The sequence below is a fragment of the Delftia sp. WSY_10 genome, from assembly GCF_043104705.1.
Classification (GTDB): domain Bacteria; phylum Pseudomonadota; class Gammaproteobacteria; order Burkholderiales; family Burkholderiaceae_C; genus Comamonas; species Comamonas tsuruhatensis.
Window position 1 is genome coordinate 718,316 of record NZ_JBICKY010000012.1, and the last position, 26,712, is coordinate 745,027.

19 protein-coding genes, 3 pseudogenes and 1 riboswitch are annotated in these 26,712 nt (G+C 64.9%); of the genes and pseudogenes, 7 read left to right on the forward strand and 15 right to left on the reverse strand.

The window, feature by feature from the left end:
- Positions 1–115: 115 nt before the first annotated feature.
- Together rpsI and rplM are read right to left on the reverse strand one after the other, a co-directional pair.
- Positions 116–508 carry a 30S ribosomal protein S9 gene (gene rpsI / locus ACF8ML_RS05385; protein ID WP_012207710.1) on the reverse strand — a complete coding sequence of 131 codons (393 nt, stop codon included), beginning with the start codon at positions 506–508 and terminating at the stop codon, positions 116–118.
- Positions 509–518: 10 nt separating this feature from the next.
- Complete coding sequence (gene rplM / locus ACF8ML_RS05390) at positions 519–947, reverse strand: 50S ribosomal protein L13 (RefSeq protein ID WP_012207711.1); 429 nt, start codon at positions 945–947, stop codon at positions 519–521.
- Positions 948–1,214: 267 nt separating this feature from the next.
- On the opposite strand from rplM, the gene ACF8ML_RS05395 reads away from it, so the two are divergent.
- Complete coding sequence (locus ACF8ML_RS05395) at positions 1,215–2,087, forward strand: 23S rRNA (adenine(2030)-N(6))-methyltransferase RlmJ (protein WP_017406717.1); 873 nt, start codon at positions 1,215–1,217, stop codon at positions 2,085–2,087.
- Between the two features lie 6 nt (positions 2,088–2,093).
- Here the strand turns inward: ACF8ML_RS05395 and ACF8ML_RS05400 are convergent, their stop codons facing one another.
- The 11 genes from ACF8ML_RS05400 to ACF8ML_RS05450 all read right to left on the reverse strand — a co-directional run bounded on the left by ACF8ML_RS05400 (position 2,094) and on the right by ACF8ML_RS05450 (position 16,129).
- Positions 2,094–2,990, reverse strand: coding sequence for a septal ring lytic transglycosylase RlpA family protein (locus tag ACF8ML_RS05400; RefSeq protein WP_209671780.1), 897 nt, complete (start codon positions 2,988–2,990; stop codon positions 2,094–2,096).
- A 78-nt stretch (positions 2,991–3,068) separates the two neighbouring features.
- Positions 3,069–3,896, reverse strand: coding sequence for a methylenetetrahydrofolate reductase [NAD(P)H] (gene metF / locus ACF8ML_RS05405; RefSeq protein WP_016448461.1), 828 nt, complete (start codon positions 3,894–3,896; stop codon positions 3,069–3,071).
- A gap of 22 nt (positions 3,897–3,918) precedes the next feature.
- Complete coding sequence (locus ACF8ML_RS05410; protein ID WP_016452756.1) at positions 3,919–5,121, reverse strand: TlyA family RNA methyltransferase; 1,203 nt, start codon at positions 5,119–5,121, stop codon at positions 3,919–3,921.
- A 157-nt stretch (positions 5,122–5,278) separates the two neighbouring features.
- Positions 5,279–6,709, reverse strand: a complete 1,431-nt coding sequence (gene ahcY, locus ACF8ML_RS05415) for an adenosylhomocysteinase (RefSeq protein ID WP_209671778.1) — start codon at positions 6,707–6,709, stop codon at positions 5,279–5,281.
- Between the two features lie 70 nt (positions 6,710–6,779).
- Positions 6,780–6,864, reverse strand: a riboswitch (S-adenosyl-L-homocysteine riboswitch).
- 7 nt (positions 6,865–6,871) lie between these two features.
- Entirely contained in the window at positions 6,872–7,606 is a 735-nt protein-coding gene (locus ACF8ML_RS05420) for a response regulator (protein ID WP_016448464.1), read from the reverse strand.
- 11 nt (positions 7,607–7,617) lie between these two features.
- A complete protein-coding gene (locus tag ACF8ML_RS05425; RefSeq protein WP_016448465.1) occupies positions 7,618–10,323 on the reverse strand; it encodes a sensor histidine kinase KdpD in 2,706 nt (901 codons plus the stop codon).
- 34 nt (positions 10,324–10,357) lie between these two features.
- The gene (locus ACF8ML_RS05430; protein ID WP_016448466.1) at positions 10,358–11,233 is read right to left on the reverse strand and encodes a TorF family putative porin; all 876 of its coding nucleotides are present in this window, start codon (positions 11,231–11,233) and stop codon (positions 10,358–10,360) included.
- 82 nt (positions 11,234–11,315) lie between these two features.
- The gene (gene kdpB / locus ACF8ML_RS05435; RefSeq protein ID WP_047327914.1) at positions 11,316–13,400 is read right to left on the reverse strand and encodes a potassium-transporting ATPase subunit KdpB; all 2,085 of its coding nucleotides are present in this window, start codon (positions 13,398–13,400) and stop codon (positions 11,316–11,318) included.
- Between the two features lie 3 nt (positions 13,401–13,403).
- Complete coding sequence (kdpC, locus tag ACF8ML_RS05440) at positions 13,404–14,138, reverse strand: potassium-transporting ATPase subunit KdpC (RefSeq protein WP_016448468.1); 735 nt, start codon at positions 14,136–14,138, stop codon at positions 13,404–13,406.
- A 71-nt stretch (positions 14,139–14,209) separates the two neighbouring features.
- A complete protein-coding gene (kdpA, locus tag ACF8ML_RS05445; RefSeq protein WP_392406584.1) occupies positions 14,210–15,916 on the reverse strand; it encodes a potassium-transporting ATPase subunit KdpA in 1,707 nt (568 codons plus the stop codon).
- A 114-nt stretch (positions 15,917–16,030) separates the two neighbouring features.
- Positions 16,031–16,129 carry a potassium-transporting ATPase subunit F gene (locus ACF8ML_RS05450; RefSeq protein WP_013800438.1) on the reverse strand — a complete coding sequence of 33 codons (99 nt, stop codon included), beginning with the start codon at positions 16,127–16,129 and terminating at the stop codon, positions 16,031–16,033.
- A gap of 189 nt (positions 16,130–16,318) precedes the next feature.
- Between ACF8ML_RS05450 and ACF8ML_RS05455 the strand changes: the two genes are divergently transcribed.
- The 4 genes and pseudogenes from ACF8ML_RS05455 (at position 16,319) to ACF8ML_RS05470 (ending at position 21,052) form a co-directional block, all read left to right on the forward strand.
- Positions 16,319–17,836 carry a hypothetical protein gene (locus ACF8ML_RS05455; protein ID WP_047327915.1) on the forward strand — a complete coding sequence of 506 codons (1,518 nt, stop codon included), beginning with the start codon at positions 16,319–16,321 and terminating at the stop codon, positions 17,834–17,836.
- A 71-nt stretch (positions 17,837–17,907) separates the two neighbouring features.
- Positions 17,908–19,533: a peptide chain release factor 3 gene (locus ACF8ML_RS05460; RefSeq protein WP_047327916.1), complete on the forward strand. Its 1,626-nt coding sequence runs from the start codon at positions 17,908–17,910 to the stop codon at positions 19,531–19,533.
- A 170-nt stretch (positions 19,534–19,703) separates the two neighbouring features.
- A pseudogene (locus ACF8ML_RS05465) lies at positions 19,704–20,009 on the forward strand (IS3 family transposase); the annotation flags it as partial.
- Positions 19,985–21,052, forward strand: a complete 1,068-nt coding sequence (locus ACF8ML_RS05470; RefSeq protein WP_284702779.1) for an IS3 family transposase — start codon at positions 19,985–19,987, stop codon at positions 21,050–21,052. The pseudogene ACF8ML_RS05465 and the gene ACF8ML_RS05470, both read left to right, overlap by 25 nt.
- Before the next feature lie 126 nt (positions 21,053–21,178).
- Here ACF8ML_RS05470 and ACF8ML_RS05475 read toward each other — a convergent pair.
- Positions 21,179–22,302 (reverse strand): annotated as a pseudogene (locus tag ACF8ML_RS05475) (IS3 family transposase).
- Positions 22,303–22,368: 66 nt separating this feature from the next.
- On the opposite strand from ACF8ML_RS05475, the pseudogene ACF8ML_RS05480 reads away from it, so the two are divergent.
- Positions 22,369–22,947 (forward strand): annotated as a pseudogene (locus tag ACF8ML_RS05480) (integrase core domain-containing protein); the annotation flags it as partial.
- Positions 22,948–23,360: 413 nt separating this feature from the next.
- Here ACF8ML_RS05480 and ACF8ML_RS05485 read toward each other — a convergent pair.
- Positions 23,361–25,961 (reverse strand): hypothetical protein, encoded by a 2,601-nt coding sequence (locus ACF8ML_RS05485; RefSeq protein ID WP_235434690.1) that lies wholly within the window; start codon positions 25,959–25,961, stop codon positions 23,361–23,363.
- Between the two features lie 395 nt (positions 25,962–26,356).
- Here ACF8ML_RS05485 and ACF8ML_RS05490 point away from each other — a divergent pair, with 395 nt between their 5' ends.
- A complete protein-coding gene (locus tag ACF8ML_RS05490) occupies positions 26,357–26,710 on the forward strand; it encodes an EamA family transporter (protein WP_047327919.1) in 354 nt (117 codons plus the stop codon).
- The last annotated feature ends 2 nt before the right edge of the window (positions 26,711–26,712 follow it).

The window sequence follows — 26,712 nt, forward strand, 5'->3', positions numbered from 1 at the left end:
GTGGGGGCATTGCCCACTGAATGAGAAAGGTTTGCATCGCCCAGAAAAAAACCGCCGGCAAAGGCGGTTTTTTTCTGGGGAAAGCCCCGGGGGACTTTCCTGCAGTGCCAGCGGATTAACGCTTGGAGAACTGCTTGGCGCGGCGTGCGGAGCGCAGGCCGACCTTCTTACGTTCGACTTCACGAGCGTCACGCGTCACGAAGCCGGCTTGGCTCAGGACGGGCTTGAGCGCTGCGTCATAGTCGATCAGGGCGCGGGTGATGCCGTGGCGGGTAGCGCCGGCCTGGCCGGATTCACCACCACCGTGGACGTTCACTTGAATGTCGAAAGCTTCCAGGTTGCTCGTCAGAGCCAGGGGCTGCTTTGCGATCATGATCGAGGTTTCGCGGCCGAAGTATTCCTGAATGTCCTTGCCATTCACGGTAATCTTGCCGGAGCCCTTCTTCAGGAACACGCGTGCGACGCTGGACTTGCGACGGCCGGTGCCATTGTTCCAATCACCAATCATCTAGGTCTCCTTAGATTTCCAGAGCCTTGGGCTGCTGGGCGGTGTGGGGATGCTCAGCACCGCCGTACACCTTGAGCTTCTTGATCATTGCGTAGCCCAGGGGACCCTTGGGCAGCATGCCCTTGACGGCCTTTTCCAGAGCGCGGCCGGGGAACTTGGCCTGCATGTCGCGGAAGTTGGTGGCAGTGATGCCGCCGGGGAAACCAGAGTGGCGGTAGTACACCTTGTCCAGGTTCTTGGTGCCGGTGACCTTGAGCTTGGAGGCGTTGATGATGACGATGAAGTCGCCGGTGTCAACGTGAGGTGTGTAAATGGCCTTGTGCTTGCCGCGCAGACGGAGTGCCACTTCGCTGGCGACACGTCCGAGCACCTTATCGGTGGCGTCAATCACAAACCACTCGTGTTGCACCTCAGCGGGCTTTGCGCTGAATGTAGACATGAGTTTTCTCTTTCAAGAAAGGTTTGGCGGGCCCTTTTCCGCGGTCGGTGCTTCTTCAAAAAGGAAGCCTCTTAGGCGGGGATGTAAACTTCGCCGCGGGACCCATAAAATCGCTGCGAAGCCCGCCATTATACAAAACTGGCGCAACCGCACCATCCCCCCGATCCGCAAGTCCCCGGCAGCCCTCGCCGCGAGGCGCCAGCGCCGGGCAACCTTGCAGCCGCCATGGGTGTCCACCCGCCAGCGCGGCTGGTTACCATCACGCCTATGTTCAGTTACCGCCACGCCTTCCATGCAGGCAACCATGCCGATGTGCTCAAGCACACCGTGCTGATCGCCACCCTGCAATACCTCCTCCAGAAGGAGGCCGCCCTTACGGTGCTGGACACGCACGCCGGCGCCGGCCTGTACCGTCTGGACGGCGACTATGCCAACAAGAGCGGCGAGGCCGCAGACGGCATCCTGCGCCTGGCCCAGGCCAAGGAGTCCGAGCTGGCCCCGGTGCTGCAGGCCTACATCGCCTCGGTGCGCTCCTTCAACCAGGGCGCGCAGCTGCGCAACTACCCAGGCTCGCCGTTCATCATCCAGTCCCTGCTGCGCGTGCAGGAGCGCGACAAGCTCAAGGTCTTCGAGCTGCATCCCACCGACATGCGCTCGCTGGCCGGCAACATTGCCCAGCTCGAAGCGGGCCGCCAGGTGGCCGTGCTGCACGAGGACGGCTTCGAGGGCATCAAGAAATTCCTGCCGCCGCCGTCGCGCCGAGCCCTGGTGCTGTGCGACCCCAGCTACGAGCTCAAGAGCGACTACGCCAAGGTGCTGGACATGGCGGCCGACAGCCTCAAGCGCTTTGCCACAGGCACGTATGCGTTCTGGTATCCGATCATCCCGCGCCCCGAGGCGCACGATCTGCCGCGCCGCCTGAAGACCATGACCACCAAGGCCGGCAGGAGCTGGCTGCATGTGGAGCTCACGGTCAAGAGCAACAAGACCTCGGAGCGCGGCGGCCTGCCGGCCAGCGGCATGTTCCTGATCAATCCGCCGTTCAATCTCAAGGAACAGCTCAAGCCGGCCATGCCGCAGCTGGTCAAGCTGCTCGGTCAGGACGAGAACGCGGCCTTCACGCTCGAATCCGGCGGCTGAGCCCGTTCAGCGCGCGTTCGAGGCCGCAGAGGCCACTGCGGTGGACGAGGCAGCGGCGGGCGCCGCAGCCTTCGCCACCGGCTTGGCGGCAGGGACGGCACGGCTGGCCACGGCCGTGCGTGCATTGGGCCTGGGTGCAGGCGCCTTGGCCTGGACACGCGGACGCACTGGCGCCTTGGCCTGAACCCGGGTCCGTGCCTGTGTTGTCTGTGCCTGTGCCTTGGCCTGCTGCGTCTTCTCGATGGACTTGGCCTTCCTGGCCGTGACCAGGGTTTCGGGGCATTCCTGCTCACCATCGTCGAGCTGCCACAGCTCCACGGGCTTGATGCCCAGGCCGACCATGCCCAGCTCCTGCGCTGCGGCCTGGCTCAGATCGATCACGCGGCCAGGCGCAAACGGCCCGCGGTCGTTGATGCGCACCACCACCGTCTTGCCCGTGGCGGCGCTGCGCACGCAGACGCGGCTGCCGAAGGCAAAGCTGCGGTGCGCGGCCGTCAATTCTTCCTTGTCGAAACGCTCGCCGCTGGCGGTCAGCCGGCCATGCAGGCCCGGGCCATACCAGGAGGCCAGGCCTTGCTGGTCGCTGTCGCGCGAGGGCACGAGGGCGAAGTCGGGATTGGAGGGAGCCTCGGCACTGTCTTCGGGCGAGGCCGACTCGGAGGGCTTGGCATCCGGGGATTTGCCGGCCGGCTGCGCGGTCCGCGATGTGCGGCCACCGCGCTTGCCGGCCGAGGGCACGGCCGCTGGCGTCTGGCCTTCATCCATTGCCGCCGCACCTGCGGTCAGGGCGCCGGACTCGGCATCGCTTTGTGCCACGGGAGCTGGCGCGCAGCCGGCCAGGGTGGCGGTGATGGCGCACATGGCCAGCCAGCGCCAGTGCAGGCGTCGAAAACCACGATCCATGGGCAAAAACCTCCAGGGAACGCCTGACCGTTCCCAAGTTCTAGAGGGTCGCCCGGGGCCGGCGCAGTGGCTGCGCGCTCAAAGGCCCAATCGATCGCAGATTTCCAGCGTGGCGACGCTCTGGTTCATCGTATAGAAGTGCAGCCCGGGAGCGCCCTGGCTGCGCAACTGCTCGCATAGACGGGACACGACATCAAGGCCGAAGGCGCGAATGGACGCCGTGTCATCTCCGTAAGCCTGCAGACGCAGGCGGATCCAGCGCGGGATCTCGGCGCCGCAGGCGTCCGAGAAGCGCATCAGCTGCGTAGAGCTGGTGATGGGCATGATGCCGGGAACAACCGGTGCATCAAGCCCCATGCCGCGCGCCGCATCAACGAAACGGCAGTAGGCGTCGGCATTGTAGAAATATTGGGTGATCGCGGAATCCGCGCCAGCGCGCACTTTAGCCGCAAACGCATCCAGATCGGACTGTGGGGATTTCGCCTGCGGATGGACCTCCGGGTAGGCCGCCACCTCGATGTGGAACCAGTCGCCGAACTCGCGGCGGATGAATTCCACGAGATCGCTGGCGTACTGGAATTCGCCACCCAGGCCATAGCCGCTGGGCAGGTCGCCGCGCAGCGCGACGATGCGGCGCACGCCCATGGCCTTCAGCTCCTGCAGTTCGGCGCGCACCTTGTCGTGCGTGGCGCCCACGCAGGAGAAATGCGATGCCGCGCTGACGCCTTCGTTCTGGATGTCACGCACCATGGCGAAGGTGCCCGTCTGCGTGGAGCCGCCCGCGCCATAGGTGACGGAGCAGAACTGGGGCTTGCGCGCATAGAGGTTCTTGCGCACCTGAACATGCTTGGTCGCGCCCTCGGGCGTCTTGGTCGGGAAGAACTCGAAGCTGATCGGAAAGCTCATGTAAGACTCGCTGCTCAGTGTTTCATTCGTTGCGTTTGCGCAGCTTGGCGCGGCCCGGACCGGGCACGCCGAACTCGGTGCTGGTGTCGATCACACGCTCGTTGCGCTGCTCGCGCAGCACGGTACGGGACACGCGCTTAGGCGCGGCCGGCTTAGGAGCGGCCTTCACGGCCGAGCGGGGCTCATCGTCGTCCTGCGTTTCAGGCTGCTCTGGCTCCTTCACCACGGCCGCCTGCTGGGCATGCACGAAGAATTCGCGGTTGCCGTCGCCACCTTCGATGGCCGACTCCATCCAGCCCTTGACCTCCAGGCCCAGCTCGCCCAGGCAGGTGCGGATGCGCTGCTCCACCTCGGTGAACAGGGCCGCATCGCGCACGATGCCGCCCTTGCCGACCTGGCCCGGCTGCAGCTCGAACTGCGGCTTGACCAGCATCAGCAGCTGGCCATGCGGCTTGAGCAGGCGCGTGACGGCCGGCAGCACCAGGGTCAGAGAGATGAAGGACAGATCGCCCGTGACGAAGTCGAACTGCGGCGTGATGTCCACGTCGGCAAACTCGGCGCGGCGGCGGCGCTGCGTGGCCACCGTGCCCTCATCGCGCGCCTTGCCCTTGGCTGCGCGCTCGGCCTTGAAGGCCTCGATCTCGTTTTCCTTGGCGTCGTCGCTGTCGTCGTAGTCCTCGTCGACCACGCCGCCGTTGCGCATCCAGGCATAGGGCGCCACGGGCTGGGTGTCGTTGTCGTCGGGATCTTCTTCCCAGCGTTCGGACAGCACTTCCTCGCAGGCCTCCTGCAGGCCCTCGGCCGTCACCGCGCGGGCATTGACGCCTTCGACGCAGATCACGCGCGCATCCGAGCGCAGCCGGTCATGCAGCTGGCCATGGCCCACGTCCACGCCGATGACCTGGGCGGCGCCTGCCTGCAGCAGGCAGTCGGTGAAACCGCCCGTGCTCTGGCCCACGTCCAGGCAGCGCAGGCCGTCCACCGACAGCTTGGTGGCCGCCAGCGCGCCTTCCAGCTTCAGCCCGCCGCGCGAGATGAACCGGGCCTCGGCCCCGTCCAGCAACTGCAGCTCGGCACCTGCGGGAATCTCGTCACCGTTCTTGGCGACCTTCTTCCACGGCGTCAACGGCGTCATGCGCCACTGCACGCCACCCGCAATCAGCCGCTGCGCCTGCGAGCGCGTGGCCGCATGGCCGGCTTCCACCAAAAATACATCTGCGCGCATAGCGTCGCTCCAGGAAATCTCAGTTGACTAATGCCCGAAACCGGCGCGACCCAACTCAGGGACGCCAAGCAAGGGCCGCCCCGCAGCGAGGGCGTCGTCCCCCTCCCTTGCGAAGCAAGTAGAGAGGGGGAAGCGGCGCAAGCCGCTCAGGGGGTGCTTAGTAGCGGTAGGTTTCGGGCTTGTAGGGACCCTGCTTGTTCACGCCGATATAGGCAGCCTGGCCGTCCGTCAGCTCGGTCAGCATGGCGCCGACCTTCTTCAGGTGCAGGCGGGCAACCTTCTCGTCCAGGATCTTGGGCAGCACGTAGACCTTGCCGACCTCGTAGGCATCGGGCTTGGTGAACAGCTCGATCTGGGCGATGGTCTGGTTGGCGAACGAGGCGCTCATCACGAAGCTGGGGTGGCCGGTGGCGCAGCCCAGGTTCACCAGGCGGCCCTTGGCCAGCAGGATGATCTTCTTGCCGTCAGGGAAGGTGATGTGGTCCACCTGGGGCTTGATCTCTTCCCACTGGTACTGCTCGATGGAGGCGACGTCGATCTCGTTGTCGAAATGGCCGATGTTGCAGACGATGGCTTCGTTCTTCATGGCCACCATGTGCTCGTGGCGGATGATGTCGCGGTTGCCGGTGGTGGTCACGAAGATGTCGGCCTTGTCTGCCGCCCACTCCATGGTCACGACCTTGTAGCCTTCCATGGCCGCCTGCAGGGCGTTGATGGGATCGATCTCGGTGACCCAGACCTGGGCCGACAGCGCGCGCAGCGCCTGGGCGCAGCCCTTGCCCACGTCGCCGTAGCCGGCCACCACGGCGACCTTGCCGGCGATCATCACGTCGGTGGCGCGCTTGATGCCGTCCACCAGCGATTCGCGGCAGCCGTAGAGGTTGTCGAACTTGCTCTTGGTGACGGAGTCGTTGACGTTGATGGCGCGGAACTTCAGCGTGCCCTTGGCCGACATCTCGTTGAGGCGGTGCACGCCGGTGGTGGTCTCTTCGGTCACGCCGATGATGTGGGCGCTCTTGCGCGTATACCAGGTGGGGTCCTGGGCCAGCTTGGCGCGGATGGCGGCGAAGGCGATCTTCTCTTCCTCGGAGGCGGGGTTGTCCAGCACGGACAGGTCCTTTTCGGCGCGCATGCCCAGGTGCAGCAGCATGGTGGCATCGCCGCCGTCGTCCAGGATCATGTTGGGGCCTTCGCCTTCGGTACCGGCGGCGCCGAATTCAAAGATGCGGTGGGTGTAGTCCCAGTAGTCGGCCAGCGATTCACCCTTGATGGCGAACACGGGCGTGCCCGTGGCGGCGATGGCGGCGGCGGCATGGTCCTGCGTCGAGAAAATGTTGCACGAGGCCCAGCGCACGTCGGCGCCCAGAGCCTTGAGCGTCTCGATCAGCACGGCCGTCTGGATGGTCATGTGCAGCGAGCCGGCGATGCGCGCGCCCTTGAGCGGCTGTGCCGCGGCGAATTCCTCGCGCGTGGCCATCAGGCCGGGCATTTCGGTTTCGGCGATCAGGATTTCCTTGCGGCCCCAGGCGGCGAGGGAAATGTCAGCGATGGCCGTGTCGGCGGAAACGGGACGAACAGCAGCGTTCATGGTTTTCTCCAAAAGATGAATGAAAAACCACGTTCTGCGGGAGACGAAAAAAAGCTCACCGCACAGAAAGCGTGGGCGAGCGTCGTTGCAGGTATGACTCCGAGCCTCGCAGACCGCATCTGGTGAATGGGCCTGCTGCAACGCTCCTCGGAGAGGCGCTGATTATACCGATCCCGGGGATGCCTCACCGCCCAGCCCCACAAGCCGGTAGCCCACCTGCAGCTCGGTCACCAGGTGGCGCGGCTGGGCCGGCTCGTCCTCGATCTTCTGGCGCAGATTGGCCATGTGCACGCGCAGGTAATGGGCACGGCCCAGGTATTCGGGTCCCCAGACCTGCAGCAGCAGCTGGCGGTGGGTCATCACACGGCCCTGGGCGGCGATCAGCGCCGCCAGCAGGCGGAATTCGATGGGCGTGAGGTGCACCGGCTGGCCCGCACGCCGCACCTCATGCGTGGCCAGGTCCACCTGCACCTGGCCGAAGTGCACCTGGCTGGATGCAACTGCGCCGCCTGCGGCCCCCAGTTGCTGGCGGCGGCGCAGCATCACGCGCAGCCGGGCCAGCAGCTCGGGCACACCGAAAGGCTTGACCAGGTAATCGTCTGCGCCGGCGTCCAGGGCAGCCACCTTCTCGTCCTCGCGCTCGCGCGCGGAAAGCACGAGCACGGGCACGGAGGACCATCCGCGCAGCTCGGTGAGAACCTGCTTGCCGTCGGCATCCGGCAGGCCCAGGTCGAGGATGACCAGATCGGGCTGGCGGCTCGCCGCCTCGATCAGGCCCCGGCGCGCGCTGTCGGCCTCGAAGACCTGCCAGCCCTCGTCCTCCAGCACCAGGCGCACGAAGCGGCGGATGCCGGGGTCGTCCTCGATCATCAGGATGCGGTTGGTGGGCGTGCTCATGGCGCAAGACTCTAATCGAGCAATGGCTGCTCCGGCACCGGAAAGCGCAGCGTGAACACGGTGCCGGGGCCTGGGCGCGCGGCAGCGGCCTCGATGCGCCCGCCATGGGCCTCGACAATGCTGCGCACCAGCGCCAACCCCAGGCCTATGCCCGAGACGGTGGACTCGGCCGTGCCGCGCGTGAAGGGCTCGAACAGCGTCTCCACGGGCAGGTGTGGCGGCAGGCCGGGCCCGCCATCCTGCACGGCCACAAGCACCTCGCCGTCCTGTTCGCGTGCGTGGATGGTCAGCGGCGTGCCGGCCGGCGTGTACTTGGCGGCGTTGTCCAGCAGGTTGACCAGCACGCGCTCCATGAGCACGGCATCGAGCTGCAGCAGCGGCAGGCTGGCGGGCACGTCGGTGCTGACGGGATGCTCGTGCAGGCGCGCGCGCATCTGGCGCAGCGCGCTGCCGACCACTTCATCCAGCGGCAGCCATTCGCGCTGCAGGTGCACGCCGCCTTGCTGCAGGCGCGCCATGTCCAGCAGGTTCTCCACCAATCGCTGCATGGCCTGGGCCTGGATGCGGACCTGCTCCAGCATGTCGGCTGCGCCGCCCGGCGGCACATGGCGCTGCGCGGCCTCGGCCGCGCCCAGGATGGTGGTCAGCGGCGTGCGCAGGTCGTGCGAGACGGCCGACAGCAAGGTGTTGCGCATGCGCTCGCCCTCCATGGCGATCTGGGTCTGCTGGGCCACGGCCACGAAGTGCTGACGCTCCAGCGCCAGCGCCACCTGGCTGGCACACGCCTCCAGCAGGCGCTGCTCCTCGGGCACCTCCAGGCGCTGGGGCGCACGCAGTTGCAGCACCAGTACGCCCCGCATGCGCACGGGCGCCGCCAGCGGCACGTAGCGGGCCGGCGCGGCCGGCAACGTGTCCGTGCCCTGGCCGGCCTGCTGACCGTGGTCCATGGCCCAGCGCGCAATGCTGTCGTCCATGGGGCAGGAGCCGCCGCCGGCGGGGCGCAGGCGCTCGTCGGCATCGGGCAACAGCAGCCCGGCCTGGGCGTCGAACACGCCCGAGACCGTGCTCAGCGCAATCTCCACCACCTGCTCCTGCGTGAGCGCGCCCGAAAGGTCGCGCGCCAGCCGCGCCAGGGCGCCCGCGCGCCGCTCGCGCTCGGCCGCCACGCGCGCCTCGTGGCGCAGCCGCGCCATGAGCTGGCCGCAGACCAGGGCCACGCCCAGCATCAGCACGAAGGTGAACAGGTACTGCGTGTCGTTGACATGGAAGGAACCGCGCGGGGGCACAAAGAAAAAGTCGAAGCACAGTACCGACAGCAGCGCCGCCCAGGCGCCCGGGCCACGCCCCCAGCGCAACGAAGACAGCACGACGATGAGCAGGAACAGCATCACCACGTTGGCCGGGTCGAAGATGCGCAGCAGCTGCTCGGCCAGCACCGTGGCGGTCAAGCAGGCCAGGGTCACGCCGGCATAGCCCTTCCAGGGCAGCGGCCTGCGCCGCAGCGGTGCGGCAGGCGCGGCCTCGGTCCGGGCCGCGCTGGAGCCCCCGGAGAGCACCAGCACGTCGATGTCGGGATGCAGCTGGACGATGCGGTCGGGCAGGCTGCGGCCCCACCAGCGCCAGGGCGACCATGCCGGGCGCGGCGGCTGGGCCAGCACCAGGCGGCTGGCGTTGCGCTCGCGCGCGAAGGCAACCAGGGCCTCGGCCACATCGGCGCCCGGCAGCGTGGCCGTCTCGGCCCCCAGGCGTGCGGCCAGGGCCAGGGTCTTGAGCACGGCGGCCTGCACGCTGCGTGGGCGGTGCTGGCGCTGGGGCGCGTCCACGTACACCACCATCCAGCCAGCATCCAGCCGGCGTGCCATGCGCGCCACCTGGCGCACCAGGGCGTCGTCGCCCGCGTGCCCTGCCACGGCCACCAGCAGGCGCTCACGCGCAGGCCAGACCGTGCCTATGGAGCGCTCGCGCCGGTAGTCGCGCATGTCCTCGTCCACGCGGTCGGCCGTGCGGCGCAGTGCCAGCTCGCGCAGCGCCAGCAGGTTGCCGCGCCTGAAGAAGTTGCGCGAGGCCCGCTCGGCCTGCTCCATCATGTAGACCTTGCCGTCCTTCAAGCGGCGCAGCAGCTCGTCGGGCGAGATGTCGACGACGATGACCTCGTCGGCATCGTCGAAGATCTGGTCGGGCACGGTCTCGCGCACCGTGATGCCGACGATGCCGCCCACCACGTCGTTCAGGCTTTCCAGGTGCTGCACGTTGATCGTGGTCCAGACATCGATGCCTGCGTCCAGCAGCTCCTGCACGTCCTGCCAGCGCTTGGGATGGCGTGATCCTGGCGCATTGCTGTGCGCCAGTTCATCGAGCAGCAGCACGCGCGGACGCCGCGCGAGCGCCGCATCCAGGTCGAACTCGCGCAGCGTCCGTCCCTGGTGCGGCAGCTCGCGCAGCGGCAGTTGCTCCAGGCCATGCAGCTGCTGCGCCGTTTCCTTGCGGCCATGGGTTTCCACGAGTCCCACCAGAACCTCGCGGCCCCCCTGGCGTTCGCGCTGGGCGGCGGCCAGCATGGCGTAGGTCTTGCCCACGCCTGCATTCGATCCGAAGTAGATGCGCAGCTTGCCCCGCCCCTCCTGCGCCCGCTCATGGCGCAGGCGCGCGACCAGGGCGTCGGGATCGGGACGCGGCAGACCGGGCGGCGCCGGCTCGGCAGAGGACGAAATGGGCATGGTTCTCAGCCTAGCACCAGAGCGTGCTCCCACACTAGAACGCCGCCGACAGCGACAGCACCCAGCCGCTGCGGCCCAGGCTTTGCATCTGGCCTGCCGCATTGGCCGCGCGGTAGTAGCGCGTGTCGGCCGAGGTGCCGGCCCAGGCCAGCGTGGCCGTCCATGGCCCCCAGCTGCGGGCCAGCGAGACGCGCCAGTCGGCGTACGACAGTTCGCTGTAGTTGCGCACCTGCGTGTGGCCGGCATGCAGGCCCAGCACCGCCCAGTCGCCCAGCGGATGCTGGTAGTTCAGGTCCAGATAGCTGCTGCCGCGTGAGCTGCCGCTGCCGGGAAGTGCCTCGGCAAAGGCCGTGGCCGCCGTGCTGTCGCGCAGGCCGAAGTAAGGCGTCAGCGCCAGCGACCATTTGGCGCTGAAGCCGCCGTGGGTGACGCCCAGATAGGCCTCGGTGGTGTCGTAGCGCACGCCGCCGCTGCCATCCCCGCGGGGCACGCGCGCGCCGGGGTAGTTGTAGTGCAGCAGGCCGATGTCGCCCGTCCAGCCCGGCAGCAGCTCGGTGCGCCAGCCGCCGTACAGGTCCAGTTCCAGCGCGCGGCCGTCCAGATAGCTGTGGCGCGACACGCTGGAGCCGGACACGCCCAGGTAGGCGCCGCGCGGCAGCGACAGCTCCAGCCCGCCCTGCAGCGCCGGTCCCATCCAGCTTTGCGAGATGCCACGGAAACGGTAGTCGCTGAGCAGCGCCACGCTGCCGGTGAGCGCGTAGGCGGGTGCGGGCGATTGCTGGGCATCGGCACTGGCAGCGTTGACGGGAGAGGTTTCGGCCTGGGCATGGCAGGACGCAGCCGCCAGCGACAGCAGTGCAGCCAGTGAGGCACGGGGGAAGAAGCGGGGGACGGCACAAGCGGCCGTCATGGAAGAAGCGGATTTCATCTTGGTTTTTGTACAGAGAAAGCAAGGCGGTGCCTGCCCGGGCGGGCAGGCTTGCCGCCAAAGATCAGGCCAGGCCGAAAGCCACCAGCAGCATGTCGATCAGCTTGATGCCGATGAAGGGGACGACCAGGCCCCCCAGTCCGTAGACCAGCAGGTTGCGCCGCAGCAGGGCCGAGGCGCCGATGGCGTGGTAGGGCACGCCACGCAAGGCCAGCGGTATCAGGACGATGATGATCAGCGCGTTGAAGATCACGGCGCTCAGGATGGCCGAGCCCGGGCTGGCCAGTCCCATGACATTGAGCGCCGACAGCTGCGGATACGTGCCCACGAAGGCGGCCGGGATGATGGCGAAGTACTTGGCCACGTCGTTGGCCACGCTGAAGGTCGTCAGCGCACCGCGCGTCATCAGCATCTGCTTGCCGGTCTCCACGACCTCGATGAGCTTGGTCGGGTTGCTGTCCAGGTCCACCATGTTGCCGGCTTCCTTGGCCGCCTGGGTGCCGCTGTTCATGGCCACGGCCACGTCGGCCTGGGCCAGTGCGGGTGCGTCATTGGTGCCGTCGCCGGTCATGGCCACCAGCCGGCCGGCGGCCTGGTGTTCGCGGATCAGGCGCAGCTTGTCCTCGGGCGTGGCTTCGGCAAGGTAGTCGTCCACGCCGGCCTCGGCTGCAATGGCGGCGGCCGTGAGCGGATTGTCGCCCGTGATCATCACGGTCTTGATGCCCATGCGGCGCAGCTCGGCAAAGCGTTCGCGTATGCCGTGCTTGACCACGTCCTTGAGCTCGATCACGCCCAGCACGCGGGCGCCATCGGCCACCACCAGCGGCGTGCTGCCGCGCCGCGACACATCCTCCACCACCTTGAGCATGGCGGGCGGGAACTTGCCGCCCATGGCTTCGACGTGGCGGCGCACGGCGTCGGCCGCGCCCTTGCGCAGGCTGCGCGTGCCGCCGTCGGGCTGCGGCATGTCCACGCCGCTCATGCGCGTCTGGGCCGTGAAGGGCACGAAGACGGCATGCAGGGTTGCCAGGTCACGCTCGCGCAGGCCATGCATTTCCTTGGCCAGCACGACCACGCTGCGGCCCTCGGGTGTCTCGTCGGCCAGTGATGCCAGCTGCGCCGCATCGACCAGCTGCGCGGCCGTCACGCCGGGAGCGGGCAAGAATTCGCTGGCCTGGCGGTTGCCCAGCGTGATGGTGCCGGTCTTGTCCAGCAGCAGCACGTCCACGTCGCCGGCCGCCTCCACGGCGCGGCCCGAAGTGGCGATCACGTTGGCCTGCATCATGCGGCTCATGCCTGCCACGCCAATGGCCGACAGCAGGCCGCCGATGGTGGTCGGGATCAGGCACACCAGCAGGGCGATCAGCACCGTCAGTCCCACGACCTGCCCGCTGCCCGTCAGCTCCACCGCAAAGGCCGAATAGGGCCGCAGCGTGACGATGACCAGCAGGAACAGCAGCGTCAGTCCGACCAGCAAGATGGTCAGCGCCAGTTCGTTGGGCGTCTTGTGGCGGCGGGCCGACTCCACCATGGAGATCATGCGGTCCAGGAAGGACTCGCCGGGGTTCACGGTGATCTGCACCACCAGCCAGTCCGACAGCACGCGCGTGCCGCCGGTGACCGAAGAGAAGTCGCCGCCGGCCTCGCGGATCACGGGGGCCGATTCGCCGGTGATGGCGCTCTCGTCCACCGAGGCCACGCCCTCGATCACCGTGCCGTCCAGCGGTATGGTGTCGCCGGCCTCGACCAGCACCCACATGCCCGAGCGCAGTTCTTCCGCCCCCACGGGATGCCAGCGGCTTTGGTAGCTGGCCTGCTCCAGCTTCTTGGCGACCGTGCTGCGCTTCATGCTGCGCAGGCTCGCGGCCTGGGCGCGGCTGCGCCCCTCGGCCAGCGCCTCCGCAAAATTGGCGAACAGCACGGTGAACCACAGCCACAGCGCAATGGCCAGGATGAAGCCCGCAGGCGCCTCGCCCTCGCCCGCCAGGGCCTGGGCCCAGAGCAGGCTGGTGAAGATGGCGCCCAGATAGACCACGAACATCACCGGGTTGCGCCATTGCGCGCTCGGTGCCAGCTTGCGGATGGAGTCACCCAGCGCCTGGCGCACCAGCGAAGGATCGAACAGGGACAAAGCAGTTTTGCGCGACATGGCTTACTCCTTGGCGGCATTGGCTGCCGCAGGCTGCAGCGTCGCGGCCGAGAGATCGTCCAGCGCCAGATTCAACTGCAGCACGTTCACGCGCGGCTCACCCAGCAGGCCCAGAACGCGCGGCTGCATCTGCTGGCGCAGCAGTTCCTGGACCTTGGCCACAGGCAGCTGGCGCTCGCGTGCCACGCGCGGCAGCTGCAGCTCGGCATTGGCCACAGAGATGTGCGGATCCAGGCCGGAGGCCGAGGCCGTCACGGCATCCACAGGCACAGCGGCATCTGCCGCAAGACCATTGAGTTCGCGGTAGGCCGCCACGCGCGCCGCCACGGACTCCTTGAGCGCCGCGTGGGTCGACCCCTGGTTGGTGGCAGCCGACAGCGCGGCGTTGTAGGGCGCGGCCACCGTGGCATCGGCCTTGTCGGGATCCGGCGCCGTGGTGGCGCTGGGCCGACCCTGGAAATAACGGGGCGAAGCGAACTCCTGCCCGATCAGGGCCGAGCCCACGACCGAGCCCTGGCGCGTGATCAGGCTGCCATTGGCGGCCTTGGGAAACGCGGCCTGGGCCACGAGCGTGGTGACCAGCGGATACGCCAGGCCCGTGACCACGGCGACGAACAGCGCCGACCGCAGGCTGGGGCCGAACAGCGAGCGCAGCCCGCCGGCATCGGTCTGGGATGGAACCTGCGCATCGGTGCGCAGCACCGGCAACGGGCCGGAAGTGTGTGTTTGAACTTGCATTTCGGAAACCTCCGCCGCGCTGCTGTGTCAGGCACAGCAGGCGGCCAGGAAAAAAACGGGCTCAGGGGTGTTCAGGGGTAGACCTGTCCTGACAGCATCTGCAGTTGCTCGACCACAGGACCCAGGGCCAGCGAAGGCAGGAAGGTCAGTCCACCGACCACCACCACCACGAAGACCAGCAAGCCCATGAACAGCGGCGTGGCCGTCGGGAAGGTGCCCGGCCCCGCAGGCACGGTGGGCTTGGCCGCCAGGCTGCCGGCCAGGGCCAGCATGGGCAGCAGTGTCAGATAGCGGCCAGCCAGCATGGCCAGGCCGATGGTGGTGTTGAAGAACGGCGTGTTCGCATTCAGGCCCGCAAAGGCCGAACCGTTGTTGGCCGTGCCCGAGGCATAGGCATAGAGCACCTCCGAGAAGCCGTGCGGCCCCCGGTTGGTCAGACTGGCCATGGTGTCGGGCCAGACCGCAGCCAACGCCGTGAAGCCCAGGATAGAGATCGGGTGCGCCATCACGGCCAGCATCACCAGCTTGATCTCGCGCGCCTCGATCTTCTTGCCCAGGAACTCGGGCGTGCGGCCGATCATCATGCCGGCCAGGAAGACCGTGAGGATGGCGTACTGCAGCAGGTTGATCAGGCCCACGCCGTCGCCGCCGAACACACAGTTGAGCATCAACTGCGCCAGCGGTACCAGCCCGCCCAGGGGCGTCAGCGAGTCATGCATGGCATTGACCGAGCCCGTGGTCGCGGCCGTGGTCGTGGTCACGAACAGCGCCGTATCGGCGATGCCGAAGCGCAGCTCCTTGCCCTCCATGTTGCCGCCCGGCTGGGTGGCGCTGATCTGCTGGTCGGCACCTGCGGCCGTGAGCAGCGGATTGCCGGCCTGCTCGGCCGTGAACACCAGCGCCAGAAAGCCCACGAACATCACCAGGCAGGCGCCGAACAGCACCCAGCCCTGGCGACGGCGCAGCAGCATGGAGCCGAGCGCATAGGTCAGCGCCGACGGGATCAGCAGCATGCCCAGGATGTGGAATGCGTTGGTCAGCGGCGTGGGGTTCTCGAACGGATGGGCCGCATTCATGCCGAAGAAGCCGCCACCGTTGGTGCCGATGTGCTTGATGCTCTCCAGGCTGGCCACGGGGCCGAGAAGAATCTGCTGGCGAGCGCCTTCCAGCGTCGTCGCCCAGACCTGGCCATCCAGCGTCTGAGGCACACCCTGCCACACATAGACCAGGGCCACCACAAAGCTCAGCGGCAGCATCACGCGCCAGAGCATGCGCACATAGTCCACCCAGTAGTTGCCCAGGTCCGAGGCACTGGAGCGCGCCAGGCCGCGGATGACACCCGCCGCGGCGACCACGCCCGTGGTCGCGCCAGCGAACATCATGAAGGTGATGGCCACCATCTGCGTGGCGTTGGACAGGCTGCTCTCGCCCGAATACGCCTGCCAGTTGGTATTGGTCACAAAGGACACGGCCGTGTTGAAGGCCAGGTCCGGTGTCTGCGCCGCATTGCTCAGCGCATTGAGCGGCATCCAGCCCTGCAGGCGCAGCAGCGCATAGCCCAGCAGCAGCATGGCGCCGTTGGACAGCAGCAGCGCCAGCCCGTAGCGCTGCCAGCCCATGCGCTCGGCCGGGTTCACGCCCAGGGCGCGAAAGCTCAGCCGCTCGATCCAGGCATGGTGCTCACTCGTGAAGCAGCGTGCCAGCCACTGCCCCATGGGCACGGCCAGCGCCGTCATCAGCAGCAGCACCAGTGCATATTCCATCCAGGTCAACCACATGGAGGTCTCCTTTCAGGCAGTCAAATCCGGCCCAGCGCCGCCACGAAGGCCAGCAGGCCCCCGAAGCAGCCCAGGCTCAGGGCGATAAAGATCAGGTCTTGCATCTGCGCCACCTCAGAACTGTTCGGGCCGCAGCAATGCGTATCCGAGGTAGACAAACACAGCCAGGGCGCCCAGGGCGCCCAGCCATCCGGTGATTTCGGTCAGGGTCATAGGGATTTCTCCCGCATCGGCGCCGCATGGCGGCACCTGTTGTTGCGATGGGGAAAACTCTAGGGCCGGGGCTGTCAAGGATGGGTTGAGATTGGCAGGGGCCGTATCAAGACGGCATCAAGAAGATGAGCGGCTCACCGCTGACCGCACTGCCACTACCCAATGACCTGAGCGCATCGTCAACGGCCCATGAACAGCAGATACATCCCCGCCACCGGCCCACCGACTTCCGCATCCGTGCCCGCGCAGGCCCGTCTTGAAGGCTCCACAGAGCGCCGCGCCTTCCTGGCCAGCGCCGGCCTGCTCGTGCTGATCTATGTGGGATGGCTGCTGGTCTTCTGGCCCGGCGTACTGGGCGAGGACAGTTCGGCCATCCTTCAGGAAGTGGACAGGCCCGAACACTTTCGCTCGGGCAAGAGCGTGGGCTGGTACTACTTCGTGCGCTGGACATATGGCGTCACCCACCGGGTGGAAGTGCCAGTGGCCATCCTCCTATTGCTGTGCGCCCTCTTCTTTGCGCGCATGTTGGCCTGGTACTGGGCACGCGGGCACCGCCTGCTGTACGCCGTGCTGCTGGTCTTCGTCTGCGCGGCCCCTCACATGGTCTATTTCATGGCCACGCTGTATCCAGACGCCATCTTCGCCGTGGCCTCCTGCGCCCTGCTGTTTGAGCTTTGGTGGATTTGCAGCCAGAAACGGCACAGCCGGGCCAGCCTGGTCCTCATAGCGCTGGCACTGCCGTTTTCGGTTTTTGTGCGTGCCAACGGCATCCTCTTTCTGGCACCGGCCGTGGTTGCGATCTTTCTGGTCCACCGCAAAAGCCGCTTGCCGCTGTGCGCCATCATCGGCCTGTGGTGTGCTCTGGCCTATGCGGGCACGCAGATGCACAGGCCCGCTGCGCAAAGCGCCACGGATTCACTTGTGCTCTTCGAAACAGTCAAGCTGCTGCAGCCCAGGGCCATGAACGACCTCTGGCAAAAGCAACCCCTCATGAACGACCCCTGGGTACTGCAGTCGCCCAAGCTGTCGGCACGCACTTTGGAAATCCTGGAAGGCCATGCTCCGCGCCAGCTCATGCTCGCCTACTCGGACCCGGCCTACTGGGATATGTTGGTGTTCCATCCGCAGGGCCCTCAGCTCTTCAGCCTGACCGAAGAACAGCGCAAGGAGCTGGCGCAGGAGTTCCTGCGCTACAACCTTTGGCACAACCTGCCCGATGTGACGGCCAGCCGCGTCAATGTGCTTCTGTCGGCCGCGCTGGCCCAGGGCGGGTTTCCGGCGCTCGACTATGCCCGCTATGTGATCAAGCGCACCCAGGTGCAATCGCAAATGCGGATTTTCAGGCTGGATTCCGCAGAAACCGCGCTGCGCGGCCTGCTTCGCCAAAGTCATGCCTGGCGCTGGCTGCTGTGGACGCCCTGGCTGGGCTTCGCGCTGCTGGCCATGGTCCTGTGGCATGGCGTGCGCCAAAAGAACGTGCCAGCCTTGCTGATCAGCGTGCCAGCAGCCATTCACCTGATCGCCATTGCGGTCTTCGCTACTGCAGGCGAATATAGATACCTGCTGCCATTCTTCGCTCTCACGCCAGCTCTTTTGGCTGTACTCATATCTCGTCCCAGCATCTCCGGAGCAAATGCTGTAACAACCGTTTCGCCGAAGGCATTGGCGGATTCCTCCGACAACCCGCTTGCGACACACGCTCTGTAAAATGCGCCGGTTCGCCGCAGCCGCCAGCCGGTACGCGCGCCCTGCTATTTACCCATCTCCTGGACTCCCCCTTGACTTACGCCCTGGAAACCCGGCGCCGCCGGACTTTTGCCATCATTTCCCACCCCGACGCGGGCAAGACCACGCTGACCGAAAAGCTGCTGCTGTTCTCGGGCGCGATCCAGATCGCGGGCGCCGTCAAGGGCCGCAAGGCCAGCCGCCATGCCACCTCCGACTGGATGGAAATCGAAAAGCAGCGCGGCATCTCGGTGGCCAGCTCGGTCATGCAGATGAGCTACCGCGACCATGTGGTCAATCTGCTCGACACCCCGGGCCACAAGGACTTCTCGGAAGACACCTACCGCGTGCTCACGGCCGTGGACTCGGCGCTGATGGTCATCGACGCCGCCAACGGCGTGGAATCGCAGACCCGCCGCCTGATCGAGGTCTGCCGCCAGCGCGACACCCCCATCATCACTTTCGTCAACAAGATGGACCGCGAAGTGCGCGATCCGCTGGACATTCTTGACGAAGTGGAGCGCGAGCTGGGCATGCCCTGCTGCCCCGTCACCTGGCCCGTGGGCCAGGGCAAGCAGTTTGGCGGCATCATCAACCTGCTCACCCAGACCATGACGGTGTTCCAGCCTGGCAGCGAACGCCGCCCCCAGGACTTCGAGGCCATTCCCCTGGCCGAGGCCGACAAGCTGCGTGCGCGCTTCGGGCAGGCCTTTGACGATGCGCTGGAAAGCATGGAACTGGCCCAGGGCGCCTCGGCCCCCTGGGACCACGAGGCCTTCCTGGCAGGCAAGCTCACGCCGGTCTTCTTCGGCTCCGGCGTGAACAACTTCGGTGTCATGGAAGTGCTGGATGCCGTGGTCGACATGTCGCCCCCGCCCGGCCCCCGAAAAAGCTCGCTGCTGGTCAACAAGCAGCCTGTGGAAAAGATCATCCACCCCGAGGACGAAGGCTTCTCCGGCGTGGTCTTCAAGGTCCAGGCCAACATGGATGCCAACCACCGTGACCGCATCGCCTTCGTGCGCGTGGCCTCGGGCAAGTACACGCCCGGCATGAAGATGAAGGTGCAGCGCACCGCCAAGGAACTGCGCCCCACCTCGGTCGTGACCTTCATGAGCCAGCGCCGCGAAGCCGTCGAAGAAGCCTATGCGGGCGACATCATCGGCTTCACCACGCATGGTGGCGTGCAGTTGGGCGACACCATCACCGACGGCGCGAGCCTGCAATTCACGGGCCTGCCTTTCTTCGCCCCTGAAATGTTCATGACCGTGGTGCTCAAGAACCCGCTGCGCACCAAACAGCTGCAGCAGGGCCTGATGCAGCTGGGCGAGGAAGGCGCCATCCAGGTCTTCAAACCCGAAGCCGGCGGCAACATGCTGCTGGGCGCCGTGGGCCAGCTGCAGTTCGAAGTGGTGCAGCACCGCCTGAACACCGAATACGACTGCGACATCCGTCTGGAAGGCTGCCAGTACACGGCCGCCCGCTGGATCACGGCCGACACCCCGGCCGAGCTGCGTGAATTCGAGAACGCCTACCCGCTGCGCATGGCGCGCGATGCGGCCGACACGCTGGCCTATCTGTGCACCTCGCCCTATGACGTGCGGCTGGCGCAGGAGCGGTTTCCGAAGATCCATTTCCATCCGCTGCGCGAGCATGCGGGGTTGGCGTTGCAGGCCAATTAGCGTGGCAAGGACGTGTTGCCCCTCCGCTGCGTCGATTCGAACATAGCGATTCGCCTGCCAAGCCAGCATCACGATAACGCCGAAAGACGTCCCCGTTTTTTGCAAACCAGCGAGTGCGCCAGACATAGCAATGCGTGCCCGCTGGCCAGCCCAGGTAGCGCTGGAGCAGCACCAGGAAATTCCAGGCTGTCCTGCAGACAGCGCCGCTCAGCGAAGAGGAGATCGCGACTTACTGCCGAACCAGGGGCATCCTGCCAGAGCAGTTGCAGCAATGGCGCCAAGCCTGCGAGCAGGCCAACGGCGGTGCAGGTCCTGTACATGAACAGGGCCGTGTGATCAGCGCTGACACGCAGCAGCAGTTACGCAATCTCGAGCGGGAACTGCAGCGCAAGACCGAGGCGTTGGCGGAGGCAGCAGCATTGCTGGTTCTCAGAAAAAAAGCGGATGCGATTTGGGGCAAGGACGAGGACGTCTGATCAACACCCAAGATCGCAAACAGGCCATGGAGTTGATCGACGAAGCCATTGGCAGCGGCGCCCGGCAAGGGCCGGCATGTGCTGTGCTGGGCCTGAGTCTTCGTACTATCCAGCGCTGGCGAACCCGGCCCTCGGATGGACGCCCAGGTGCCCGGCACGAACAACCCGCCAACAAGCTCAGCGAAGCCGAGCGTCAGGCTGTGCTCGATGCCGCCAACCGTGCCGACTGCGCCAGTCTCACGCCGCACCAGATCGTGCCCAAGCTGGCTGACGAGGGCCTGTACTTGGCCAGCGAATCGACGTTCTACCGCGTGCTCAAGGCCGCTGGCATGAACTGGCGACGGGGACGCAGCAAAGCGCCGGTGGCGCGGCCCTTGACCACGCACAGAGCGGACGCACCCAACCAGTTGTGGTGCTGGGACATCACCTGGATGCCCAGCACCGTCAAAGGCCGCTTCTTCTACTGCTACATGGTCAAGGATGTCTACAGCAGGAAGCTCGTCGCCAATGAAGTGCACGAAGCCGAATCCTCGCAGCATGCATCCCAACTGCTGCACAAGGCCTGCCTGCGTGAGCAAACGGCAGGTAGCCCGTTGGTGCTGCACTCAGACAATGGCTCGGTAATGAAGGGCTCGGACCTGCTGATGGCAATGCAGACACTGGGTGTGGTGCCGTCATACAGCCGGCCTCGGGTCAGCAACGACAACGCCTACGCCGAGGCCTTGTTCCGCACGGCCAAATACTGTCCGCTGTGGCCCGAGCGCCCGTTCGACAACGTGCGGCAAGCCAGGCAATGGGTGCTGCGCTTTGCAGATTGGTGCAACGAAGAGCATCGCCACAGCGCGCTGAAGTATGTAACGCCGGGCCAGCGTCACAGAAGACAGGACCGGCGGTTGCTGCAGCAACGCATCCAGCTGTACGCGCAGGCCAGAAAGCGCAACCCGCAGCGTTGGAGCGCGGGGCCGCGCAACTGGCATCTGCCGGATGAGGTGTACCTCAATCCGGAGCGTGCGCAACATGAGATGAGCAGGCGAGTGGCCTGACGACTGAAGCGACAGCTACCTTGACACACGCCGATTCTCAGAAAAAAGCGGATGCGATCTGGGACAAGGTGAACTGCCCCCTTTAGACGTGCCAATGTTCACTTAGCGAGTCCAAGGTTGTGGAGACTACTTGATCTCCGGTGATTGCCTTGCATCGCCAGCGCGCTGGCGATGCAAGGCAGCGAAGCTGGCCGGCGAGATGCGCCCCAGTGAACTGTGGGGCCGCACCTCGTTGTAGTCCCGCCGCCAGCGTGTTATCTCCTGGCGAGCCTGCACCAGCGTCTCGAACCATTGCTCGTTCAGGCACTCGTCCCTGAACTTGCCGTTGAAGCTTTCGATGTACGCGTTCTGGGTCAGGCATCCGGCATCGTTGAGCAGATGCCGAACGCCGCGTGCCGCTGTCCACGCCATGAAGGCCCGACTGGTGAACTCAGGCCCCTGATCGGTGCGGATGGCCAGCGGGTAGCCGCGGAACTGCGCTGCCTTGTCCAGCAAGCGCACGACGTACTCGCCACCCATGCCGTGGTCCACCGCGATGTCCACACACTCGCGGCTGAAGTCATCGACCACCGTCAGGCACTTGATGCGCCGGCCGTTGGCCAGTGCGTCCATCACGAAGTCTGCGCTCCAGGTGTCATTGACGTGCTGGCTGGCAGCCAAGGGCTGGCGCTAGCCAGTGGGGCGTTTGACCTTGCGGCGCTTGCGCACCGACAGGTTGGCCAGCTTGTACAGGCGCCACACGCGTTTGTGGTTCACCTGGTGGCCTTCAAGGCTCAACAGGTCGTGGATGCGCCGGTAGCCAAAGCGCCGGCGCTCGTGCGCCAACTCGACGATGCGCGTGCTTAGGCTGGCCGTGGACTGGTTCATGCTGGGCGGCTCCCGGTAGCTGGTTCTGGACAACCCCGCATAGCGACAGGCGCGGCGCTCGCTGATGGACAGTCCCTGAACCATCCTGGCAGCGGCCTCGCGCGTGGCCTGCGGGGTCAGCGCTTTACCCCGAAACCCACCTTCAGCGCTTCGCTGTGCAGGTGAGCCTCGGCCAGCAGCTTCTTGAGCCTGGCGTTCTCGCTCTCGATCTCGCGTAGCCGCGTGGCCTCGCCGGCCTGCATGCCGCCGAACTTGGCGCGCCACTTGTAGAAGGTCGCATCGCTGAAACCGCCCAGGCGACACAGTTCCTTGACAGGCATCCCGCCCTCGGCCTGCTTGAGAAAACCGATGATCTGTTCGTCGGAGAATCTGCTCTTCTTCATGTCCGTTCTTCCTCTGAAAACGGACTCTACTAACCTTCGACTGGTATGTCCTATGGGGAGCAGGTCAAGTCCGCACGCACGCATGAGGGCCGTGTTGCGGTCTCGCGCAGCGACCTTCGATGGTGCTCCGATGGTCTGGCAATCAAGTGCGATTCGGGTCAAACCGTGACGGCCGCCTTCGCCGAGGACTGCTGCGACCGTGAGGTGCTGGCTTGGCGTGCATGGGAGGGCAAGAGACTGCCAGGCGAGCCGGTTCGCGAGATGCTCATCGAGGCCGTCGAACGCCGATTCGGCTCGGTCGAAGCGCTCCCGCAGGGCCAGGAGTTGGAGTTCCTCAGTGACAACGGCGGTGCCTACATCGCCGCCGAAACGAGGGCACTGGCCCGCGCTCTGGGCCTGAAGCCCATCAACACGCCCGTCTGCAGCCCGCAGAGCAACGGCATGGCCGAGAGCTTCGTCAACACCTTCAAGCGCGACTATGTGGCGCGCATGGACCTGAGTGACGCGCAGACGGTACTGGCGCAACTGCCGGCGGCCTTCGAGCACTTCAACGAGGTGCATCCGCATTCTTCGCTGAAAATGCGGTCGCCTCGGGAGTTCAGGCGGCAACAGGCTGCAGGGGCTGCCCAAGTGCTTTATTGCGAACAGGGTGGGGTCGGGAATAGGGGGGAAACATCACAACGAGTGCTTCAACTTGATCTGCTCTTCCAGCCGTGGACGGAACAGCGCGTCCATTTGCGGGAGAGAAGGCTTCGGAGCCATCAGACGGCGCACTCTCCATAAGCTGATCGCGCATGCCAAGGGGCCACCACGCCCACAGGAACCCGAATATCTAGATCTGGTCTTTCAATCGTTCCACGGCACTCGGCCTCTGGAATTCACGCACACCGAGCAGTGAGCGCCCATGTAGCCCAATGCTGCAGGTGTGCAGGAGCATCTGCAACGCTCTAGACAACTTATCCATCCAACGGCGTGCTGACTCCGGGATGCAAAATGTAAACCCATCAGCTTTATTCAAAGCGCGCAGCACCTAACTCCGCACCTCGAAAACAAAGCAGTCAATCATGGCCCTTTACAGAGAACCAGTGCATTCCTCGGTATTCACCCATCCACGCCACCGAGGGATTGGAGCGCAACTCCTTTTCTTGCGATGCAAGAACGGCAACCCGCTGCGCACCGGTTTTCGAGAAATCGAACCGCTTAGGATGTATTTCGACGCGCACATAGTCCAATGAAGCTGCTATTGCTTTATATCCTACTGACTCCTGTGTTTCCGTGTTGAGATAAAAACCAAGGTGCTGATATCTATTGACAGCACTCCACTGATCATCAGGTAGCTCCATCTTCACCCAAAATTCCCTGTGAGGATAATAGAAAACGCCGTTTGCTATGGGAAACCCCACCGAGGCCAATATTTGAGGGCCGATCCCATCTCCATTGAGAACCAGGGTCCTCAGGTGTCGACCATTGGGATCCATCAGATACGGACGATTTCCTTCAGCCAGGGAAACGCTCTTGGGCGCCCTCGACACGGGATTGAAAGTCAGAGTGGCCAGTAGATGCACGGCGATCAGCATGGATACGGCCGCAGCCGCACGCCCCCTCAGCATCCACCAGCACATCGAGGCACCGACGACAGCCATGGCCGTCGTATAGACCCAGCTGCCTTGCGGCATGAATGCAAGGGGCGTATACGAAAGCATCCAGACAATCAACAGCGTACTGCCCACAGTTGCCAACGCCGGCACAAACCAACTCTGCCATGCGCCGAACCTTGACGACGTGTCCACGCGAGCAGGCGCTGCCGTCAGGGCAATCAGCACGATGGCCGCCAACCCCATGCCCACATCCATGCGGTTGGTAGGCATGTTGCCCCACAGACTGTACTTTGCCAGCCAGACAGGCACGCCGACAAATACATAGGTCCAGTAGCAGGCAATGAAGGCCGCGCAAGCGGTCACGGCCCAGCGCCGCTCCTGACGCTTAACCAGATGCCCCACGCACAGCAAGGCCAGCATCAGAGGCAGCAAAAAGTAGGAGCTTGCCGAGGACTCGTCCGTGTGCGACCCAGGTGTATGCGTGACGACCTCCGCATTGTTGTATCCCCGCAGATGCCACAGCCAATCCAGATCGCCGCCAGGCATGGCCCCTCGCCTGCCCGGATATTCCGTGGCCTTCATCAGTGCCACCGCGTCATGGGTGTCCATCCACCAGCTTCCCAGCAACGCGACTGCAACCCCCCCTGCCGCGAATACCCCGAGAACCTGGGGCCATCCCCATCGCAACTGGCTACGGTGATCGACACACCAACCCACACCCACGAAAAACAACAAGCTGCCAACGATGATGAGCCAAGTAGGATATAGCACGAGGAACCAGCACGCCAACAGCCATCCTAGCGCGAGCCCCAGCAGCAAGCCATGCCAACGATGAGAGGTCTGTACCAGCTTGCATGCCAGCACAAAGCCCAAAGCGGGAAACAGCGTCGCGTACAAGGGCCAGTTGGACCAAGCTGCTGCATAGGGAGCAACGCAAAAAGCGAATGACAAGGCCAAATTGAGCCCACGTCTGTCCGACCGAAACACATTGAGCAGCGACCAGACGGCCAACAGCCCCCCCCAAAATGGAAGTTGCCATTGCCAGCTCATGGCCTGACGCAGTGGGAGGAAGAAGTACCCCCAGGTTGCAGGCTTCGCCAAGGCAGCCCACTGCAAGACAGGAGCTCCCGTCATGCCGATGACCCCCATATTCTGACCACTCAGCCCGATATTTTCATTCACGACCGGGAACTTCGGTTCATGGTTTACCTGTGCCAATACATTTGGCATCAAGACACCCCATTCATCCCCGCGGATCGGACGCTGGTCGAACAACTTCGCCTGACTGCCTTCGAAGTTCACGAAGCTGTGCCCCACCGGGCTTCCGGACACCAGTAAGCCAACGGAACTACCTGTGATGCCAAAGGCCACCAGACCACCAAAAATCCCTCCGATTACAAGATATGCGCCACGACCCTCTATCCACGACCCAAGTTTATATGCCAAGGCTGTGCTTTCCACGCGCCCAAAACGGATAAACAAAGCAACGGCCAATACGATTCCGAGCGCCCACCAGTGGCTTTTTCTTATTTTCTTCACCACTATTTCTGAAGGCTCGCCCTGAACACTTCGTAGGGCAGCATGCTGGCCATTCGGGTAAGCCACATCCACACTAATCGGATGCACTCCCGCTGGCACATCTCCCGACAGGCTCACCACCCAGTCAAAGCCTACTCCAACCTGTCCTCCAGTGAATGGGCTGTCTGCCGTGATGCCCTCCCTGGGTGTCCAGACCAGATCCTGAGACTGAAACTCATTGCCCATAAAGGAAAGCTTGAATATCGGCGGCGTCTTTCCGTCCTTGCCAGCGAGCACCCACCCACGAAGTGACAGCTGCCTGGCCGACGCATCAAATGTCCACGCCTCCAAGGCTCCGAAAGTTTTGGGTTGCTCTGACGCCTGGGCCCCCCAGGAGGACCACAAAAAAACGAGCGAAAAAAGTAAGCGAAACATTAGTATTGCAACAATTGATGAGGATCCCGCAATGGCGACTGGCTGAACAACGACAGCTAGGATCTTCCAAGAAAACCCCGAATCTACCTGATCCTGACGAAGCCTCATGCAACAAAAAACTGCTGCAATGTACTGGATTGCGGCAGTGATAACCCGGCTGCATGATTTTCACCCCCAACACACACTTCGCTCAGACCTCCGTCATGCAGCGGGTGTTCCGGAAAGGCGCTATCAAGGACGGGCCAACCACTGCCGCTGCCTCGGCGGACGTACGATGGCATTTTTTCACACAGCGCCTGCAATAATCTGTCCGGGCAGCACTACCTGCCCCGTCCACCACAGCCCCTCATGAGACCCGACTGCGGGTCACGCAAGCTTGCGCCCTACCCCACCATAACCCCTCGAGGGCAGCGCCCACCAGATCCGACACCGCGGCCCGATCTTGCAATCGTCACCCACTGTGACACCGAAACGACAGTCCATCAAGATTCATCCATCCTCCCATGACCCCTTTTCTCACCGGCCTGGCTGTCGTCTGCGTACTAGGCATCTCCCTAGGACAGCTCCTGTTCAAGAAGGCGGCAGCCGCCATCCCGCCCTCGCCCTCCCTAGCGGATATTGCGCTCAACGGCTGGCTGCTCGTTGCCCTTGCGCTCTATGGCATCACCACACTCGCTTGGGTCTGGGTTCTGCGAAGCGCGCCGCTTTATCTTGCCTATCCGATCATGGGCCTTGCATTCATCGTGGTACCTACACTCGCCTGGCTCTTTTTGAATGAACCGATGCACCCCAAGACCATCATCGGTGGACTGTTCATCGCCATAGGAATCACGATCACATCCCAGGCACCGCATTGATT

Excerpts from the sequence above, each read along its gene's own strand:
- rpsI (WP_012207710.1), bottom strand. The coding sequence starts at position 508 with ATGATTGGTGATTGGAACAATGGCACCGGCCGTCGCAAGTCCAGCGTC.
- rplM (WP_012207711.1), bottom strand. The coding sequence starts at position 947 with ATGTCTACATTCAGCGCAAAGCCCGCTGAGGTGCAACACGAGTGGTTT.
- ACF8ML_RS05395 (WP_017406717.1), top strand. The coding sequence starts at position 1,215 with ATGTTCAGTTACCGCCACGCCTTCCATGCAGGCAACCATGCCGATGTG.
- ACF8ML_RS05400 (WP_209671780.1), bottom strand. The coding sequence starts at position 2,990 with ATGGATCGTGGTTTTCGACGCCTGCACTGGCGCTGGCTGGCCATGTGC.
- metF (WP_016448461.1), bottom strand. The coding sequence starts at position 3,896 with ATGAGCTTTCCGATCAGCTTCGAGTTCTTCCCGACCAAGACGCCCGAG.
- ACF8ML_RS05410 (WP_016452756.1), bottom strand. The coding sequence starts at position 5,121 with ATGCGCGCAGATGTATTTTTGGTGGAAGCCGGCCATGCGGCCACGCGC.
- ahcY (WP_209671778.1), bottom strand. The coding sequence starts at position 6,709 with ATGAACGCTGCTGTTCGTCCCGTTTCCGCCGACACGGCCATCGCTGAC.
- ACF8ML_RS05420 (WP_016448464.1), bottom strand. The coding sequence starts at position 7,606 with ATGAGCACGCCCACCAACCGCATCCTGATGATCGAGGACGACCCCGGC.
- ACF8ML_RS05425 (WP_016448465.1), bottom strand. The coding sequence starts at position 10,323 with ATGCCCATTTCGTCCTCTGCCGAGCCGGCGCCGCCCGGTCTGCCGCGT.
- ACF8ML_RS05430 (WP_016448466.1), bottom strand. The coding sequence starts at position 11,233 with ATGACGGCCGCTTGTGCCGTCCCCCGCTTCTTCCCCCGTGCCTCACTG.
- kdpB (WP_047327914.1), bottom strand. The coding sequence starts at position 13,400 with ATGTCGCGCAAAACTGCTTTGTCCCTGTTCGATCCTTCGCTGGTGCGC.
- kdpC (WP_016448468.1), bottom strand. The coding sequence starts at position 14,138 with ATGCAAGTTCAAACACACACTTCCGGCCCGTTGCCGGTGCTGCGCACC.
- kdpA (WP_392406584.1), bottom strand. The coding sequence starts at position 15,916 with ATGTGGTTGACCTGGATGGAATATGCACTGGTGCTGCTGCTGATGACG.
- ACF8ML_RS05450 (WP_013800438.1), bottom strand. The coding sequence starts at position 16,129 with ATGACCCTGACCGAAATCACCGGATGGCTGGGCGCCCTGGGCGCCCTG.
- ACF8ML_RS05455 (WP_047327915.1), top strand. The coding sequence starts at position 16,319 with ATGAACAGCAGATACATCCCCGCCACCGGCCCACCGACTTCCGCATCC.
- ACF8ML_RS05485 (WP_235434690.1), bottom strand. The coding sequence starts at position 25,961 with ATGAGGCTTCGTCAGGATCAGGTAGATTCGGGGTTTTCTTGGAAGATC.
- ACF8ML_RS05490 (WP_047327919.1), top strand. The coding sequence starts at position 26,357 with ATGACCCCTTTTCTCACCGGCCTGGCTGTCGTCTGCGTACTAGGCATC.